Below are 16,174 nucleotides of genomic sequence, written 5' to 3' on the forward strand. Positions count from 1 at the left end.
CGACCGGTTATTCGTCGTCCGGGAACGGGATCTCGACGGTCTTCCCGTCCTCGGCGACGAAGCACTCGCCGTCGAACACGCCCGCCGCCTCGCGCTGGTGGCCGCGGGCGTCGCCGGGGTAGCGCGAGGAGATGTGGGTCAGCGCCAGCCGTTCGGCGCCGGCTCGCTGGGCGATCTTCCCGGCCTCCCGGGCCGTGGCGTGGCCGGTCGAGCGCGCCCGCCCGGCCATCTCGTCGTCGAACGTCGCGTCGTGGATCAGCAGGTCCGGCTCGTCGGCGACCTCGACGGTCGCGTCGACGGGGCGGGTGTCGCCGGTGTACACCAGCGAGCGGCCGGGCCGGGGATCGCCGACGACCTGCTCGGGCTCGATCACGCGCCCGTCGTCCAGTTCGACCGACTCGCCCGCGTGGAGTTTGCCGTAGGCGGGGCCGGGCGGGACCCCGAGTTCCTCCTCGGCTTTCTCGCGCTTGAAGCGCCCCTTGCGGTCGTCCTCGATCAGCGCGTACCCTTGTGAGGTGGTGCGGTGCTCGGTCTCGAACGCGCGGATCTCGAACGCCTCGCCCTCGAGCGCGACGGAGCCCGGCGTGACCTCGTGGATCCGGACCGGGAACGCCGTGTCGTGGCCGCCGGCGCCGATCAGGTCCCGGAGCTGGCGCCGGGAGCCGGGGGGACCGTGGATCGCGAGCGAGTCGGTTCGGTCCTGGAAGTCCCACGTCTGGAGCAGGCCGGGGAGGCCGAGGATGTGGTCGCCGTGGAGGTGACTGAGGAAGACGTGGCCCACGTCGAACCCCGTGTTGAACCGCATCATCTGTCGCTGGGTGCCCTCGCCGCAGTCGAAGAGGAACCGCTCGCCCTCGCGGTTCACCATCACCGCGCTCGGGGCGCGTCGCGTCGTCGGCACGGCGCCGCCGGTGCCGAGAAACGTCGTCCGGAGAGTCATACCGGAGAGTGGCTCCGGCGGAGGCTTACCGCTGTCGACTCCCGGATCCGCCGGCGTCGCGGGTTCAGCGCGACCCTCTCGACGCGCAAGGGTTTATTTTTCGACGTGTGGCCCCGGAGCTTATCGGTGTCTGGGAGAAGGGGTAGGTATGCGACGACAGACGATCGTCACGGCGCTCGTGGTCGCGATGGTCGCGATCGCCGGCTGTGCGGGATCCGTGTCGCCGGGCGACGGCGGCAGCGGTGAGGGGACGGTGAACATGTACGTCAGCGACCAGCCGAGCGCGATCGACGACTTCGAGCACCTGAACGTCACGATCACGTCGATCGCGGCCCACCGCGTCGACGGCGGGAACGCGTCCGCGAACGAGTCCGCGTGGGTCGAACAGGAGATCGACGACGTCACCGTCGACCTGACGGAGCTCCAGGGGGCGAACGCGAGCCAACTCGGCGCGATCTCGGCGCCCAACGGGAGCTACGACAAGACGTTCATCCACGTGAGCGAGGTCGACGGCACGCTCACGAACGGCGAGACGACCGACGTGAAACTGCCGAGCAGCAAGCTCCACATCAACGAGAACTTCACCGTCGGCGACGGTGAGGAGGTCGACTTCGTCTTCGACATCACGGTCGTGAAGCGGGGCAACTCCGGCAGCTACAACATCCAGCCGGTCGCCAGCGAGTCCGGCACGGACCAGGAGATCCGCGAGAAGCCCGGCGCCAAGCGCGGCGCCGAGGAGGGCGGCGACGGCGCGGACGGCGACGATGCGACCGCGACGCCGACGAGCACTGAAACCGCGACGCCGGCCGGCACCGAGACCGCGACGCCGACCGACGGCGCCAGTCTGGAGTTCTACGTCAGCGACGAGCGGAACGCCATCGACGAGTTCGACCACCTCAACGTCACGATCGACCGCGTCGGCGTCCACCGCGCCGACGCCGGCGAGAACGAGAGCGCGTGGATCGAGCACGCGGTCGACAACCGCACCGTCGACCTGACCGAACTGCAGGGCGCCAACGCCACCAGCCTCGGCGTGCTGAACGTCTCCAACGGCACGTACGACAAGACGTTCGTCTACGTCGACGAGGTGAACGGAACGCTCACGAACGGCGAGCATCCCGACGTGAAGCTGCCCAGCAGCAAGCTCCAGTTGAACAGCGAGTTCACCGTCGGCGACGGCGAGGACCTCGACTACGTGTTCGACATCACCGTCGTGAAGCGGGGCAACTCCGGCAGCTACAACGTCAAGCCCGTGGCCGGCGAGTCCGGCACGGGCGACCAGGTCGAGATCGAACCGGACGACGACGCGGCGAACGAGAGCGACGAGGCCGAGACCGCGGCGCCGGCGAACCTCTCGATCGAGCTCGACGGGAACGCGACCGCCGGCGAGAACGTCACCGTCTCGGTGACCCGGAACGGCAGCGCCGTCTCGGGCGCCGAACTCAGTCTCGACGGCGAGACCGTCGGCGAGACCGACGAGAACGGGACGCTCGTCGTGGCCGTCCCGGCCGACGCCGAGGAGATCGAACTCGAAGCGGAACACGACGGCGCCGAGGGCGAGGCGACGTTCCCGGTCGAGGACGACACGTCCACCGAGGCGGAGACGGAGACAGCCACAGAGACGGAGACCGCGACAGCGACGGAGACTGAGACCGAAACCGACACCGCGGCGCTCGCCGGCCCGACGTTCGCGGCGCGCTAGCGCGACTCCGGATCGCGTTTCTGGCCGGGAGAACGCCCGACCGAGCCCTTCTTACCGCCCGCGGCGCTATCTGCGCGTAATGGACGAACCGCTCTGGACCGAGCGCTACGCGCCCGCGATCGCGGACCTCCCGCAGGAAGCGACCCGGGAGCGACTGCGTCGGGCCGTCGACGAGCCGATGAACCTCGTCGTCCAGGGGCCGCCCGGGGCGGGCAAGACCGCCGCCGTGCGGGCGCTGGCTCGCGAGGCCCACGAGGACGACGACAACGACCTCGTGGAGATCAACGTCGCGGACTTCTTCGACCGCACCAAGAAGGAGATCCGCGAGGACCCCCGGTTCGCGCAGTTCCTCGAGGGCCGGAGCCGGATGGCCAAACGCGACATGATCAACCGCGTGCTCAAGGAGTCCGCGAGCTACGCGCCGGTCTCGGGGACGTTCAAGACGATCCTGTTGGACAACGCCGAGACGATCCGCGAGGACTTCCAGCAGGCGCTCCGCCGCGTGATGGAGCAGCACCACCGCACGACCCAGTTCGTGATCGCGACCCGCCAGCCCTCGAAGCTGATCGCGCCGATCCGGTCGCGCTGTTTCCCCGTCCCCGTGCGGGCCCCCTCTCACGACGAAATCGAGGGCGTGCTCGCGGGGATCCTCGACGCCGAGGGCGTCGACTACGACGCCGACGGGCTGGAGTTCGTCGCGGGCTACGCCGACGGCGACCTGCGGAAGGCCGTCCTCGGCGCCCAGACGGCCGCCGCCCAGCACGACGAGGTGACGATGCAGGCGGCCTACGAGGTGCTCGACGAGGTGGGCCACGACGACGAGCTCTCGGCGGCGCTGACGGCCGCCTCCGAGGGCGACTTCTCGACGGCGCGCTCGACCGTCGACGACCTGCTCGACGAGGGGTACGACGGCGAGGAGCTCCTCCAGGAGCTGCTGCGTGTGGCCCGCAGCGACTACTCGGGCGAGAAGCTCGCGCGCCTCCACCGGCTCGCGGGCGAGGCCGATCTCGACCTCACCGAGGCCAGCGACGACACGATCCACCTGACCCATCTGCTGAGTTCGTGGGCCGCGGGCCACGACCGGCTCCGGGGGGAGGCCTGAATGGTCCGGGGGCTCACGCCCGGCGCGCTGCGCTACGGGCTCCCGCCGCTGCTCGCGGGGGTCGTGCTGACGCCGGTGTCGGGCCCGATCGGGCTCGGACTGGTCGCGCTGGGGCTGGCGGCCGTCCTGTTCCACCGCGACCCCCAGCGCGAACCTCCCGAATCCGGGTTCGTCGCGCCCGCGGACGGCAGCGTCTCGGTCGTCCGCGAGGAGGAGGGCCGCATCCGCGTCGGCGTGTTCATGAACGTCACCGACGTGCACGTCAACCGCGCGCCGGCGGCGGGGACCGTCGAGTCGGTCACCCACCGGCCCGGCGCGAACAAGCCGGCGTTCTCGAAGGACTCGGACCGGAACGAGCGCGTCGACGTCGACTGCGGCGAGTACGAGGTGTCGCTGATCGCTGGCTGGTTCGCCCGGCGGATCCATCCCTACGTCGAGGGCGGCGACGACCTGGATCGCGGGGACAAGCTCGGCCACATCAGCTTCGGCAGTCGCGCGGACGTGCTCCTGCCCGAGCGCGTCGAACACGCGGATCTGCGCGTGAACGAGGGCGAGGACGTGACGGCCGGCGAGACCGTCGTCGCCGTCGATCCCGACGAGTAGCCGGCGCGAGGCGGCCGTCAGCGCGACTTCTCCAGGAGGTGGACGTGCCGCGTCAGCGAGCGGTGGACGCGGCGTTCGAAGCGGTCCGTCACACGCCACGCCGTCGCCGCCACTGCCTCGCGCCAGTCGCGGTCGGCCATCAACACGCAGGTCGCGTCATCGTCGCTGACTCGCGCCGCTTCCGACAGCGCCCCCTCGACCAGATCCTCGAGCCGGTGGGTCGCGATCTTCGACTGGCGGCCGTAGGGCGCGTCGAAGACGACGCCGTCGACGACGCCGTCCCGAAGCGGGAGCGCGGTCGCGTCGGCCCGGGCGACGGCGGAATCGCGGTCAGCGGGCACCAGCGCGTCGAGGTTCTCCTCCGTCCCGCGGACCATCTTCCACTGCGCGTCGGTGCCCACGAGGTCGGCGCCGACCAGGCCGGCCTCGATCAGCGTGCCGCCCGTCCCGCACATGGGGTCCAGGATCCGCCGGCCGGGCGCCGCGCCGGCGATGTTGGCCAGCGCGCGGGCGTCCATCGGTGCCATGCTCCCGGGCTGGAAGAACGGGCGGTCGGTCGGCTGGCGCTCGCCGAAGTCGCGCGCTGACTCGCAGTCGAGCCAGCCCAGCACGCAGACGCCCTCGCTCGCGGGGATCTGGCCCTGCTCGGCGGCCGCGGCGTCGCTGTCCGGGTCTCCCAGCCCGCCGTCAGCGGAGAACAGCACTCGGAGCTCGTGGTCCGGATCGTCGAGATCCACCTCGAACCCGCGGTCGACCAGCACGCCGCCGAGCCGGCGCTCGGCCTCGCGCGTGCTCACGCCCGTCAGCCCCCGCACGTCGCGGGCCCGGACCGCGACCGTCCCCTCGCGGTCGATACCGGCGGCCTCCAGCGCGATCGCGGCGGCGTCGACGCTCGCCTCGGTCCGGGCGAGCAGTTCGTCAGCCGCGTGGGTGTAGGCCAGCCCGCGGAGCCGATCCCGGTCGATGTGGCCCGCGCGGGCCAGCCCGGGCGCGAGCAGGTCGACGCCGGCGGCCGCGGCTTCGGCCTCCCGGGCCGCGAAGGCGTCGTCCTCGCCGGCGAGTTCGAGACAGTACACGCCCGGGTGTGCGTCCGGGGTCGGAAAGAGGCTGCCGTTCCGCTCCCGTCTCCCACTCACCGCCGGCGCTTCCGGTTCGTCGGTCCCACCAACCTATTTAAACCTCACCGCCGACCCTTAAAGCGATGACCGATCCCAAGGAGACGATCACCATCGAGAACGTCGTTGCCTCGACGGGCATCGGCCAGGAGCTCGACCTCCAGAGCGTCGCCATGGACCTGGAAGGGGCCGACTACGACCCCGAACAGTTCCCCGGGCTCGTCTACCGCACGCAGGAGCCCAAATCCGCCGCGCTGATCTTCCGGTCGGGGAAGATCGTCTGCACCGGCGCGAAGTCGACCGACGACGTTCACGAGAGTCTCCACATCGTCTTCGACAAGCTGCGGGATCTCAGCATCCCCATCGAGGAGGACCCGGAGATCACGGTCCAGAACATCGTCACCAGCGCCGACCTCGGCGAGAGCCTCAACCTCAACGCGATCGCGATCGGGCTGGGGCTCGAGAGCATCGAGTACGAACCCGAGCAGTTCCCCGGGCTCGTCTACCGGCTGGAGGAGCCCGACGTGGTCGCGCTGCTGTTCGGCTCGGGCAAGCTCGTCATCACCGGCGGGAAGGAGCCGGCCGACGCCGCCGCCGCCGTCGACGTGATCACCGAACGGCTGGACGAACTCGGCCTGCTCGGCTGAGCGGCCGTGTCCGTCCCGTTCTCCTTGGCGGCCGGCACCCGGTTCGCCGTGTTGCAGGTCCCGCTGCAGTCGACGACGGTGCCGATCCTCGCGACGTACGTGCTGTTCGCCGCCTTCCTCTCGCTGACCGCGTTCGTCGCCGCCCGGAACCTGCTGGGCGACGTGTCGCTCCGCCGGCACGCGCTCGTGGGGCCGCCGATCGCGGCCATCGCCTTCCTCGCGGCGACGTTCGAGTTCCCGCCGTACCTGGCGCTCGCGGCCGCGCTGGTCGTCGACGCCGTCGCCTTCCGGCAGCTCCACGACCTCGACCGCCGGCTGCTGCTCGGCGTCGTGGTGATCCACTTCGTGGTGAGCGTCATCCTCGGCGCGATCCTGTTCAGCCTGGTCGCGTTGCTCGGGTCGGCGCCGGTGTAGACGTCGGGAACGCGCGGCATTTCTCGGGAGAGGAACGACGGGTTAACGCCTCCTCGCTGCCGACCGTTCCGGCATGACCACGCTCCACGTCACGAACGGCCGCGTACTCCGTCCCGACCACTCCGTCACCGAGTCGGACGTGCTGATCGACCAGTCGACCGGGACCATCGAGCGCGTCGCCCCGCCGGGCCGGATCGACGCCACGGCCGAGGAGACCCTCGACGCCGCGGGCGGGCTCGTCGTCCCGGGGCTGATCAACGCCCACGGCCACGCCGCGATGACGCTGCTCCGGGGATACGCCGACGACAAGGCGCTCGACGCCTGGCTGCAGGAGGACATCTGGCCGGTCGAGGCCGAACTCACCGCCGAGGACGTCCGGGTCGGCACGGAACTCGCCGCGGTGGAGATGATCCGCACCGGGACCACCGGGTTCGCGGACATGTACTTCGAGGAGCCCCACGTCGCCGGCGTCGTCGAGGCCTCGGGGCTGCGCGCGCTGCTGGGCCACGGCTTCGTCTCGGTCGGGAAGGACGAGGACGACGCCCGCGAGGACATGAAGACGAGCGTCAACTTCGCCGACCAGTACGACGGGCTCGCCGGCGGTCGCATCGCGACCGCGGTGATGCCCCACTCGCTGACCACGGTGAACGAGGAACTGCTCCGCGAGGCTGTCGAGCGCGCTCGCGAGGCCGAGGTGCCGGTGCACATCCACGCCAACGAGACCGAAGACGAGGTCGACCCCATCGTCGACGAGCGCGGGGTGCGACCGCTCGACTACGCCGAGGACGTCGGGCTGCTCGAGGACGGCGACTTCCTCGCCCACTGCGTCCACGTCGACGACGCGGAGGTCGAGCGTCTCGCGGACTCGGACGCCACGGCGGTCCACTGCCCGGCCTCGAACGCCAAACTCGCGTCGGGGATCGCCCCGGTCGCCGACATGCTCGACGCCGGTATCACGGTCGGCCTCGGCACCGACGGCGCCGCCTCGAACAACGATCTGGACATGTTCGACGAGATCCGCGACGCCGCGATGCTCGGGAAACTCGGCGCCGACGACGCCGCGGCGGTTCCCGCCGGTGCGGCGGTCCGGATGGCGACCGAGGGCTCGGCGGCGGCGTTGGGTTTCGACTCCGGCCGGATCGAGGCGGGCGCGAACGCGGATCTGGCGGTCGTCGACCTCGACGCCGCCCACCTGACGCCGGCACACGACCTGGTGAGCCACCTCGCCTACGCGGCGAGCGGGCAGGACGTGCGGCACACGGTCTGTGACGGACAGGTGCTGATGGAGGAACGGGAAATTCGGACGCTCGACGCGGCGGCGATCCGGGAGCGCGCTCAGGAGCAGGCCGAGGACCTGGTCGCGCGAGCGGAGTAGGTCACAGTATCAGCGAGAACAGCGCGTAGGAGCAGACGACAGCGATGGTCGGCGTGAGCACCCACAGCACCGCGATGCGGCCCGCGGCGGCGGCGTCGAACAGGCTCTCCTTGCTCTGTGCTTCTGTCTCGCCGATGCCCGGCACTTCCGGCGGGCGCTCGGGTTCGACGGGTTCGACCGTTCCCTCGGCGAGTTCGCCGACTGTCGGGCTCTTGGGTTCGTCCGTCTCTTGCGGTGCGAGCGCACCGGTCGAGAGCTCCGTCCCCATCTTCGGCCCGGGGGAGGGTTTCGCCAACTCCGCGAGCGTCGCCGCGCGACTCGCCCGGCCCCAGCCGAGACCGATGATGCAGCAGGTGGTGCTGACCGCGAGGCTCGCGGGGATCCCCAGATACGACAGCACCGTGATGATGGTACCACCGACGGCGGAGACGATGAGCGCCGCGAGGATCGGCAGCTCGGTGATGTCGTCGCCGACGGTGTCGAGCGTGCGCCGCGCGATGGTGAACGACCCGAGCGCGAAAGCGGCCACCGCGATCAGTACCCCCTGGTCGACGGTCAGCGGGCCGTTGGCGCCCACCAGCGGCGCGACGGCGTTGGCGGCGTTGGAGGCGCCCGCCGAGAACGCCATGTAGCAGGCGATGAGGACGACCAGCGCCGAGCCCACCAGATCCCGCGGGGTGGCGTTCCGGTTCACGCGCGGCACCGGAACCCGGCCCGAGCGGTCGAATTGGAGCAGGTGGAGCTCCAGTCGGGTGAAAGCGAAGCGGGCGTCGAGGTACGGGTAGACGTAGCGGCCGATGACGGCGCCGCTGGCGAAGCCGATCAGCGGGGCGACGATCCACGCCGAGACGATGACGAACATCAGCGAGGCGTTCAGGCTCCCGGTCGCCAGCCCCAGGCCGACGATGGCGCTGACGGCGGTCATCGACGTGGACGCCGGGACGCCGTAGAGGTTCGAAATCAGCAGCGAGAGCCCGGTGAAGAACAGCACCCCGACGCTCGCCTCCGGTGAGAACTGCGACGCCGGGACGATGCTACTGCTCATCGTGTCGATGACGTTCCGGCCGACGGTCCAGGCGCCGACAAGCGCGAAAACGGTGAACAGCGCCCCGGCGGTGACCTTCCGGAGGAGTCGCCCGCCGACCGCCGGCCCGAACGCGACGCCGGTCGAGGAGCCGCCGATGTTGTAGCCGACGAACACCGCGACGAGGATGCCGAGAACGGCGAGAACTGTGACCATGGGCGGCTATTCGTTGCCAAGGGCAAAAACGCCAGGCGTGGTCGTTCATTCGGCTGCGCGCGATGGACGGCGTGAACCACGCTGTCTCGGTACCGCGCGGTTGACCGTCACCGCGCGGGCCGTTCCGAACCGTGCGGTACGTTCGGCGGCACGGTCACCGTGCCGGACCTTCGACACCGTTTTGCTCCCACTCCCTGAACCCACAGCCATGAGTTCCTACGAGCGCGTTACCGCGCACGTCGACGATCCCGAGGCGCTCCGCGAGGAGGGTCGCCGGAAGATGGACTGGGCGCTCCAGCACATGCCGATCTGCCGGTCGCTCCGCGAGGAGTTCGCCGCCGAGAAACCGTTCGAAGGCGAGACGATCGGGATGGCGATGCACGTCGAGGCCAAGACCGCGATCCTCGTCGAGACGCTCGCGCTCGGCGGCGCCGAGGTCGCGGTCACCGGCTGTAACCCGCTCTCGACCCACGACGACGTGAGCGTCGCGCTGGACGCCGTCGACAACGTCACCTCCTACGCCGTCCGGGGGGTCGACGACGATGGCTACTACGCCGCGATCGAGTCCGTCATCGACCACGAGCCGACGATCACGGTCGACGACGGCGCGGACATGGTGTTCCGCATCCACCAGGAGCACCCCGAACTGATCGACTCCATCGTCGGCGGCGCCGAGGAGACGACCACCGGCGTCCACCGCCTGCGCGCGATGGACGACGACGGCGAGCTGAAGTACCCGATGTTCGCGGTCAACGACACGCCGATGAAGCGCCTGTTCGACAACGTCCACGGCACGGGCGAGTCGGCGCTCTCGGCGATCGCGATGACCACGAACCTCTCGTGGGCCGGCAAGACCGTCGTCGTCGCCGGCTACGGCTACTGCGGCAAGGGCGTCGCCTCCAAAGCGGCCGGGCAGGACGCCAACGTGGTCGTCTGTGAGGTCGAACCCCGCAAGGCGCTGGAAGCCCACATGGAGGGCTACGACGTGCTCCCGATGGCCGAGGCCGCCGAGGAGGGCGACGTGTTCATCACGACCACCGGGAACAAGGACGTCATCACCCGCGAGCACTTCGAGGCGATGCAGGACGGGGTGCTGCTGGCCAACGCGGGCCACTTCGACGTGGAGATCAACCTCGACGACCTCGACGACCTCGCGGTCGACCGCTACGAGGCCCGCGACGGCGTCGAGTCCTTCGAGATGGCCGACGGCCGCCGCCTCAACGTGCTCGCCGAGGGCCGACTCGTCAACCTCGCCGCGCCGGTCGGACTGGGCCACCCCGTCGAAGTGATGGACCAGTCCTTCGGGATTCAGGCGGTCTGTGTCCGTGAACTGGTCGAGAACGGCGACGCCTACGACGCGGGCGTCCACGAGGTGCCCGACGAACTGGACAAGGAGGTGGCCGAGGTGAAACTGGCTGCCGAGGACGTCGAGTTCGACAGTCTCAGCGACGAGCAGCGCGAGTACATGGACTCCTGGCAGCACGGGACGTGATCGGCTGACTGGGGGTCGGTTTCCTGGAGGGGTGGGGTTTTGGCGTCGACGCTAGCTGCTTCTGGACGGGTTGACTTCTCAAACACCACAGCGACCGCGAACGGCACCGCGCAGTGAGCATGGACTCTTGGGACCGCACAACCCTGCACCGCGGCCACATCCTCCCAAACCGACTCCCTCACTACGTTCGGTCGTCCCTCGCGCTCGGGTCGCCGACAGCGCGGCGACCGCTTCGCGCCGCCGCCGGCAGCGGTCGCGGTGGACGCCTCGCGGGCGCCGGCTGTCGGCGCCCGCGTGGGGGAGGGGCGGGGACTGGAAGCAGCGCCGGACTTTGTGTCCGGCGCCTTGCGGTCCCAGAGTCCTACGAACGAAATGCTGTTGCCGTCGCAGTACCCGTCCCAGCAGCCAAACCCACAGCTGAACACTCCTCCGTCTCCTACCCATCACCGACCCCCTTTTGCCCCCGCACATCCCACCACAACCCATGCCCACGAACAGGAAAGGCGACCGGCGCGAGCGCGAACTCGTCAACCGCCTCGACGAGGCCGGCTTCGCCGTCATGCGCGCGCCCGCCAGCGGGAGCGCGACCCAGCGCGAACTCCCGGACGTGCTCGCGGGCAACGGCGACGCGTTCTACGCCATCGAGGCGAAATCTTCCGCGGGCGACCCGATCTACCTCACCGGCGAGGAGGTCCAAGCGCTGGTCTACTTCGCCCAGAACTTCGGCGCCAAACCCCGCATCGGCGTCCGCTTCGACCGCGAGGACTGGTACTTCTTCCACCCGGGCGACTGCTACACGACCGACGGCGGCAACTACCGCGTGAAGAAGGAGACCGCGCTCGCCGACGGCACCGACATGGCCGAACTCGTCGGCGACACCGAGAAGGTCACCCTCGAGGAGGCGACCGAGCGCGGCACCGCCACCAGCGACACCGACGGCGACCCGGACGACGGCGATGGGGTCCGGAAGCTCCTCCAGGCCGTCGCCGACGGCACGCTCAGCGTCGACGAGGCCGCCGACGCGCTCGCCTGAGCCGCATCGAAGTGCTTTAGGGTGCTGCCGGGCGACTCCGGGGTATGGATATCGAGGAGGGCATGGCGCGGAAGATCGTGCTCTCGATCGTCGCCGTCGTGCTGTTCATCGTCTCGTTCATCGTCGTCGGCACCAGTTTCAGCGCCGACGGGGGTCTCAGTTCGACCGGCGGGCTCGGCCTGCTCGGTGCGCTGGTCGGCTTCATCCTCCTCATGGGGGCGCTCGGCCTCTACTTCGCCAGTCAGGACTGAGCCGGTTCCCGCTCGCGCCAGTCGACGCGTTCCGCCGGCTCCGTCTCCCGCAGTCGCTCCCGATAGAGCACCAGTGGGTGGTCCGCGCGCTCGCGGTGGCCGTTCTGGTTCGTACAGATCCCGTACGCCGACAGCGTCTCACACGACGGCGGCGGGTACTGCGCGCCGCGGTTCTCCCCCAACCGTTCGACCGCGTAGCGGACCTGCCGCTCCCCGAGCGTCGTCTCGGCACAGAACGCCGCCGCGCCGTCGGCGTCGAGCCCGATGGCGGCGAGGAAGGAGAGCAGCGCGAACGACTCCGTGTCGTCCAACTCCTCGCTCTCGGCGCGGGTCAGGAGTTCGTCGATGCACTCCGGGAACAGCGAGGGGAGCACGGCGTCGATGCCCCCCACCGCCACGCGCTCGCCCAGTAGGTCCCGGAGCGCCGACAGCGGGTCGTCGAGCGCCTCCTCCAGCGCCGTCCGGCGGTCGTCGCCGAGGTCGAACGGGAGCCCCTCCGCGACGCGCCGGCGGACCGCTTCGACGAGCAGGCCCTCGCCGTCGGCGCCGTAGAGTTCGCCGCGCCGGATTCGGACCTCGCCGTCGGCGAGTTCGCGGTTGACGAGGCGCCACCCCTCGCCCCAGTCACCCGTGAGCAGCAGGTACTGCTCGACGCCGACGCGGTACCAGTCGCGGTCGGTCGCACCCGAACTGCGGTTGCGGTCCGCGCCGGCGAGCCGTTCCTCCCGGACCGAATCCGCGAGGTCGAACTCGTCCAGGATCCGCGGGAGCGACACCGAGGCGTCGGTGGTGCTGCGGAGGCCGTCGTCGTCGCCGGTCACGTCCTCGGCGAACCGCGCGGCGGCCGTCGCCGCCTCGGCGGTCGCGTACTTCTCGACGGCCTTCTCCTCGGAGAGCAGTGAGACGAGCACCCGCGCGACGGGGTAGGAGAGCAGTTCGGCCTCGTCGCTCCACCGTCCCGGCTCGGCGGGCGCAGTGGTGCCCTCGGTCAGCGCGCGCTCGACGCGCTCGCGGCCGCGCTCGACGGCCGGGTCGCCCGAGGCGGCCAGTTCGGGCACCGAGGCGCCCAGCTCCCCGACGGCCTCCCGGGCGGCGTCGAAGAAGGGGTAGCGGGCGTGAAGCGGCTGCATGACTCGCCGTTTCGGAGCGGTCCGAATAAGCACTTCGGACCTCGACCTTTTCTTCGTCGGGTGCGCCGGGGGCGCACCGCTCCTCGAAAAAGCTCGAGCAAAAAGGGCCGCTCGCTCGGGCTCCGGGAGAGCTTCGCTCTCCCGTGCTCCCGCTCACTTCGTTCGCGGGAACTCCGCCCTCGCTCGCGGTGCGTGTTCGGTGTCCTTCGACAAAACGGCCGTCAGCGGGATTCTCGACGGCGACTACCCTTCGTCCTGCAGCGACAGCGCCGCCAGCAGCGCCTCCAACTGCACCTGCTCGTTCGCGCCCTCGGCGATCCGGTAGTCGGCCTCGCCGAGGCGTTCGAGCAGGCGCACGACCGCGCGGTCGTCGAGGTCGAACTCCCACGCCGAGCGGTGGAGCTGGTCGACGATGTCGCCGCCGGCCATCCCCACGTCGGTCAGCAGCATGTCCAGCGTCGCCCGGGCTTTGGGGAAGTCGCCGGCGACGGCGGCGGCGACCATCTCCTCCACTTCTTCGGGCCGGGCGGTGGCGGTGACGGTGTAGACCGCTTCCTCGTCGACCACGTCGCCGGTCGTCGCGGCGGCCTGCAGGTTGTTGATCGCGCGGCGCATGTCGCCGTTGGCGGCGTAGACGAGCGCGTCGAGGCCCTCGTCGGTGATCTCGATGTCCTCCGCCTCGGCGATCTCCCGGACCTGGGCGGCGACGGCGTCGTCCGAGAGCGGCGAGTAGCGGAACACCGCACACCGGGACTGGATCGGGTCGATGATCTTCGAGGAGTAGTTACAGGAGAGGATGAACCGGGTGTTGTCCGAGAACTGCTCCATCGTCCGGCGGAGGGCGGACTGGGCGTCGCTGGTGAGGGAGTCGGCCTCGTCGAGGAAGATGATGCGGTAGTCCTCGCCGCCGAACGCCGAGCGCGCGAAGTTCTTGATCCGGTCCCGGACCACGTCGATCCCGCGCTCGTCGGAGGCGTTGAGTTCGAGGAAGTTGCCGCGCCAGTCGTCGCCGTAGATCTCGCGGGCGATCGCGGTCGCCGTCGTCGTCTTCCCGACGCCCGCCGGGCCCGTAAACAGCATGTGCGGGAGCTCGCCGCCCTCGACGTAGCTCTTGACGCGCTCGATGGTCTCCTCCTGTCCGTGGATGTCGTCGAGGGTCTGGGGCCGGTACTTCTCGATCCAGATCTCCCGCCCCGTGGACTCGCCCTCGGCGTCGGCCTCGCTCATACGTAGAGACGGGCGCGGCCGGGGCATAAACGGACCGGACGCGGCCGCGAGCGCGGGCGACGGCCGGGCGGCGAAGGGAATCCTCAAACCCACGGCCGACCCACAGCCCTCCATGGAGGTCACCGTCGAACTGGTCGGGGAGGGCGAGCGGACGGTCTCGGTCCCCGCCGACGCCGACTACGCCGCGGTCGTCCGGGAACTGGGGTACAGTCCCCACGAGGTGACCGTGCTGGTCGACGGCTCGCCCGTCCCGGAGGACGCCCCCGTCGACGCCGACCACGTGCGCGTCCTCCGGCTGATCGCCGGCGGCTGAGCCCCGGTTTCGCGATCACATCCGCCGCTTCCGGGCGTCGCCGTTTTGTACTCCGGGCTCCACGAGCGACCATGGACCGCGGGTTCGTGCTACCGAACGTCGGGCCGGGGCCCGACCCGCTCTCGTTCTGGGAGCTCGACGCGGCGTTCGCCGTGTTGCTGCTCCACCGCGATTTCTACTGCAGCGAGTGCCGACAGCAGGTCCGCCGCGTGAAGAAGCGCTACGACGAGTTCGAAGCCCGCGACGCCGAGGTGGTGTCGGTGCTGCCCGAGGGCCACGAGACGGCCACGGAGTGGCAGAAGCAGTACCACCTCCCGTTCCCGGTGCTGGCCGACCCCGACACGGAACTCGGCGACCGGTTCGACCAGCCGACCCGGTTCGGCCTGCTGGGGAAACTCCACGACGTGATCGGCCGGATGCCCGCGGCGGTCGTGCTCGACCTGCGCGGCGACGAACCCGTCGAGACGTATGCCCACCGGGGGGACTCCCGGAGTGACCGCCCGCGGATCGACGAACTCCTCGACGCGCTCGACCGCGCGGCGGCGGTCGACCCCGACGAAGGATCCGCCTCCGACGCCGACTCCGTGGATATCGACCGCGTGCCGCCGACCGCCAGCGCGGGTCCGATCGAGGGCGACGCCGGGGACTCCGAGGGCGCAGACTCGCCCCGACAGGACCCCGAACCGAAGCCCCAGCGCCCGCTGGAGGCCCCGGACGGCGTCGACCTCCCGGAGTCCGTCGACCTCCGGCGGGGCGACAACGACGACGTGGTCGCGGCGATGCGCGTGCTGCAGGGTGCGCTGCTGGACATCGACGGCTCGACCGTCCGCGATGCGGCGCCCGACGGCGAACTGCTCCTGGCCGAGGAGGGCGACTGGATCGTCGGCGCGCTGGTGCTGCGGGACGGCCACATCGAGGGCGTCGCCGTCCGGCGCGAGCGCCGCGGCCAGGGGATCGGCTCGGCGCTGGTCGAGGCGGCCGTCCTCGACGAGGGCAGCACCGTCACCGCGGACTTCCGGGCCGGCGTCCGCGGGTTCTGGAAGGACCTCGGGTTCGAGGTCGAACAGGAGGGCAGTCGCTTCTGGGGGATCCGGACGCCGTAACCGCGCTCAGAGCCGCCGGCGCATCACCGTCGCCGACGACGGACAGAGGTCGCTGAACTCCGCCGACTCCCTGATCGACTCCGGGACCGATTCGCGGTTCACTCGCTCGTACCCCAACCCCGCGAAGAACTCGGCGGCGGTCGTCGTCAGCAGGTAGAGCGTCCCGACGCCGGCGGCGCGGGCTCGCGCTTCGAGCGCGCGGACCGCGGCGCCACCGTACCCCCGGCCGCGGTGTGGTTCGGCGACGGCCGCCGAGCGCAGCAGGCCGGCGTCGCCGTCGCGTTCGAGGCCGACACAGCCCACGCGGTCGCCGTCGGCCTCGACGGTGTACAGCGTCGGGTTGCCGCCGGCCGGTTCCGGCCCGCCGTCGAGGCTGAGGTCCTCGGTCGGGAGCCCGGATCGTGCGAGCAGGCGCCGGACCCACTCGGCCTCGCGTTCGCTGTCGACGGGGGTGAGCGTCACCGGCGTGTCAGGGTTCTGGGGCATG

The 16,174-nt window shown here is 70.6% G+C and carries 17 protein-coding genes; 11 read left to right on the forward strand and 6 right to left on the reverse strand.

Annotated features, from left to right (window positions below):
- Window positions 1–7 precede the first annotated feature (7 nt).
- Window positions 8–940, reverse strand: coding sequence for a ribonuclease Z (rnz, locus tag BMZ83_RS04855; protein ID WP_074876255.1), 933 nt, complete (start codon window positions 938–940; stop codon window positions 8–10).
- A 148-nt stretch (window positions 941–1,088) separates the two neighbouring features.
- Between rnz and BMZ83_RS16215 the strand changes: the two genes are divergently transcribed.
- From BMZ83_RS16215 to BMZ83_RS04870, 3 genes are all read left to right on the forward strand, one after another.
- Window positions 1,089–2,642: a DUF4382 domain-containing protein gene (locus tag BMZ83_RS16215; RefSeq protein WP_074876257.1), complete on the forward strand. Its 1,554-nt coding sequence runs from the start codon at window positions 1,089–1,091 to the stop codon at window positions 2,640–2,642.
- A 79-nt stretch (window positions 2,643–2,721) separates the two neighbouring features.
- Window positions 2,722–3,744 carry an AAA family ATPase gene (locus BMZ83_RS04865; RefSeq protein WP_074876259.1) on the forward strand — a complete coding sequence of 341 codons (1,023 nt, stop codon included), beginning with the start codon at window positions 2,722–2,724 and terminating at the stop codon, window positions 3,742–3,744.
- Window positions 3,745–4,347 (forward strand): protein sorting system archaetidylserine decarboxylase, encoded by a 603-nt coding sequence (locus tag BMZ83_RS04870; RefSeq protein WP_074876261.1) that lies wholly within the window; start codon window positions 3,745–3,747, stop codon window positions 4,345–4,347. It begins immediately after the preceding gene.
- A 17-nt stretch (window positions 4,348–4,364) separates the two neighbouring features.
- On the opposite strand, the gene BMZ83_RS04875 is transcribed toward BMZ83_RS04870, so the two are convergent.
- The gene (locus tag BMZ83_RS04875; protein ID WP_074876263.1) at window positions 4,365–5,423 is read right to left on the reverse strand and encodes a methyltransferase domain-containing protein; all 1,059 of its coding nucleotides are present in this window, start codon (window positions 5,421–5,423) and stop codon (window positions 4,365–4,367) included.
- 125 nt (window positions 5,424–5,548) lie between these two features.
- Here BMZ83_RS04875 and BMZ83_RS04880 point away from each other — a divergent pair, with 125 nt between their 5' ends.
- From BMZ83_RS04880 to BMZ83_RS04890, 3 genes are all read left to right on the forward strand, one after another.
- Window positions 5,549–6,109: a TATA-box-binding protein gene (locus BMZ83_RS04880; RefSeq protein WP_074876265.1), complete on the forward strand. Its 561-nt coding sequence runs from the start codon at window positions 5,549–5,551 to the stop codon at window positions 6,107–6,109.
- A 6-nt stretch (window positions 6,110–6,115) separates the two neighbouring features.
- Window positions 6,116–6,523, forward strand: coding sequence for a DUF7473 family protein (locus BMZ83_RS04885; RefSeq protein WP_321167519.1), 408 nt, complete (start codon window positions 6,116–6,118; stop codon window positions 6,521–6,523).
- A 73-nt stretch (window positions 6,524–6,596) separates the two neighbouring features.
- Window positions 6,597–7,898, forward strand: a complete 1,302-nt coding sequence (locus BMZ83_RS04890) for an amidohydrolase (RefSeq protein WP_074876267.1) — start codon at window positions 6,597–6,599, stop codon at window positions 7,896–7,898.
- A 1-nt stretch (window position 7,899) separates the two neighbouring features.
- Here BMZ83_RS04890 and BMZ83_RS04895 read toward each other — a convergent pair whose 3' ends face one another.
- Entirely contained in the window at window positions 7,900–9,138 is a 1,239-nt protein-coding gene (locus BMZ83_RS04895) for an inorganic phosphate transporter (protein ID WP_074876269.1), read from the reverse strand.
- 208 nt (window positions 9,139–9,346) lie between these two features.
- Here BMZ83_RS04895 and BMZ83_RS04900 point away from each other — a divergent pair, with 208 nt between their 5' ends.
- The 3 genes from BMZ83_RS04900 to BMZ83_RS04910 all read left to right on the forward strand — a co-directional run bounded on the left by BMZ83_RS04900 (window position 9,347) and on the right by BMZ83_RS04910 (window position 11,914).
- Window positions 9,347–10,630 (forward strand): adenosylhomocysteinase, encoded by a 1,284-nt coding sequence (locus tag BMZ83_RS04900; RefSeq protein WP_074876271.1) that lies wholly within the window; start codon window positions 9,347–9,349, stop codon window positions 10,628–10,630.
- A gap of 484 nt (window positions 10,631–11,114) precedes the next feature.
- A complete protein-coding gene (gene hjc, locus BMZ83_RS04905; protein ID WP_074876273.1) occupies window positions 11,115–11,663 on the forward strand; it encodes a Holliday junction resolvase Hjc in 549 nt (182 codons plus the stop codon).
- Between the two features lie 44 nt (window positions 11,664–11,707).
- Entirely contained in the window at window positions 11,708–11,914 is a 207-nt protein-coding gene (locus tag BMZ83_RS04910) for a DUF7472 family protein (RefSeq protein WP_074876275.1), read from the forward strand.
- Here BMZ83_RS04910 and BMZ83_RS04915 read toward each other — a convergent pair.
- Window positions 11,905–13,044: a hypothetical protein gene (locus BMZ83_RS04915; protein ID WP_074876277.1), complete on the reverse strand. Its 1,140-nt coding sequence runs from the start codon at window positions 13,042–13,044 to the stop codon at window positions 11,905–11,907. The two genes, BMZ83_RS04910 and BMZ83_RS04915, sit on opposite strands and share 10 nt — an antisense overlap.
- A gap of 243 nt (window positions 13,045–13,287) precedes the next feature.
- Entirely contained in the window at window positions 13,288–14,271 is a 984-nt protein-coding gene (locus BMZ83_RS04920; protein ID WP_074876279.1) for a replication factor C small subunit, read from the reverse strand.
- Between the two features lie 112 nt (window positions 14,272–14,383).
- Here BMZ83_RS04920 and samp2 point away from each other — a divergent pair, with 112 nt between their 5' ends.
- Window positions 14,384–14,584: a ubiquitin-like small modifier protein SAMP2 gene (gene samp2, locus BMZ83_RS04925; RefSeq protein WP_074876281.1), complete on the forward strand. Its 201-nt coding sequence runs from the start codon at window positions 14,384–14,386 to the stop codon at window positions 14,582–14,584.
- Window positions 14,585–14,655: 71 nt separating this feature from the next.
- The gene (locus BMZ83_RS17095) at window positions 14,656–15,687 is read left to right on the forward strand and encodes a GNAT family N-acetyltransferase (protein ID WP_074876284.1); all 1,032 of its coding nucleotides are present in this window, start codon (window positions 14,656–14,658) and stop codon (window positions 15,685–15,687) included.
- 6 nt (window positions 15,688–15,693) lie between these two features.
- Here BMZ83_RS17095 and arsN2 read toward each other — a convergent pair whose 3' ends face one another.
- Complete coding sequence (gene arsN2 / locus BMZ83_RS04935) at window positions 15,694–16,173, reverse strand: arsenic resistance N-acetyltransferase ArsN2 (RefSeq protein WP_074876286.1); 480 nt, start codon at window positions 16,171–16,173, stop codon at window positions 15,694–15,696.
- Between the last annotated feature and the right edge of the window lies 1 nt (window position 16,174).

Origin of the sequence: Halolamina pelagica, assembly GCF_900115675.1 — an archaeon.
In the GTDB taxonomy this organism is placed as follows: domain Archaea; phylum Halobacteriota; class Halobacteria; order Halobacteriales; family Haloferacaceae; genus Halolamina; species Halolamina pelagica.

Excerpts from the sequence above, each read along its gene's own strand:
- BMZ83_RS04920 (WP_074876279.1), bottom strand. The coding sequence starts at position 14,271 with ATGAGCGAGGCCGACGCCGAGGGCGAGTCCACGGGGCGGGAGATCTGG.
- rnz (WP_074876255.1), bottom strand. The coding sequence starts at position 940 with ATGACTCTCCGGACGACGTTTCTCGGCACCGGCGGCGCCGTGCCGACG.
- arsN2 (WP_074876286.1), bottom strand. The coding sequence starts at position 16,173 with ATGCCCCAGAACCCTGACACGCCGGTGACGCTCACCCCCGTCGACAGC.
- BMZ83_RS04910 (WP_074876275.1), top strand. The coding sequence starts at position 11,708 with ATGGATATCGAGGAGGGCATGGCGCGGAAGATCGTGCTCTCGATCGTC.
- BMZ83_RS04890 (WP_074876267.1), top strand. The coding sequence starts at position 6,597 with ATGACCACGCTCCACGTCACGAACGGCCGCGTACTCCGTCCCGACCAC.
- hjc (WP_074876273.1), top strand. The coding sequence starts at position 11,115 with ATGCCCACGAACAGGAAAGGCGACCGGCGCGAGCGCGAACTCGTCAAC.
- BMZ83_RS04895 (WP_074876269.1), bottom strand. The coding sequence starts at position 9,138 with ATGGTCACAGTTCTCGCCGTTCTCGGCATCCTCGTCGCGGTGTTCGTC.
- samp2 (WP_074876281.1), top strand. The coding sequence starts at position 14,384 with ATGGAGGTCACCGTCGAACTGGTCGGGGAGGGCGAGCGGACGGTCTCG.
- BMZ83_RS04870 (WP_074876261.1), top strand. The coding sequence starts at position 3,745 with ATGGTCCGGGGGCTCACGCCCGGCGCGCTGCGCTACGGGCTCCCGCCG.
- BMZ83_RS04865 (WP_074876259.1), top strand. The coding sequence starts at position 2,722 with ATGGACGAACCGCTCTGGACCGAGCGCTACGCGCCCGCGATCGCGGAC.
- BMZ83_RS04900 (WP_074876271.1), top strand. The coding sequence starts at position 9,347 with ATGAGTTCCTACGAGCGCGTTACCGCGCACGTCGACGATCCCGAGGCG.
- BMZ83_RS16215 (WP_074876257.1), top strand. The coding sequence starts at position 1,089 with ATGCGACGACAGACGATCGTCACGGCGCTCGTGGTCGCGATGGTCGCG.
- BMZ83_RS04880 (WP_074876265.1), top strand. The coding sequence starts at position 5,549 with ATGACCGATCCCAAGGAGACGATCACCATCGAGAACGTCGTTGCCTCG.
- BMZ83_RS04915 (WP_074876277.1), bottom strand. The coding sequence starts at position 13,044 with ATGCAGCCGCTTCACGCCCGCTACCCCTTCTTCGACGCCGCCCGGGAG.
- BMZ83_RS17095 (WP_074876284.1), top strand. The coding sequence starts at position 14,656 with ATGGACCGCGGGTTCGTGCTACCGAACGTCGGGCCGGGGCCCGACCCG.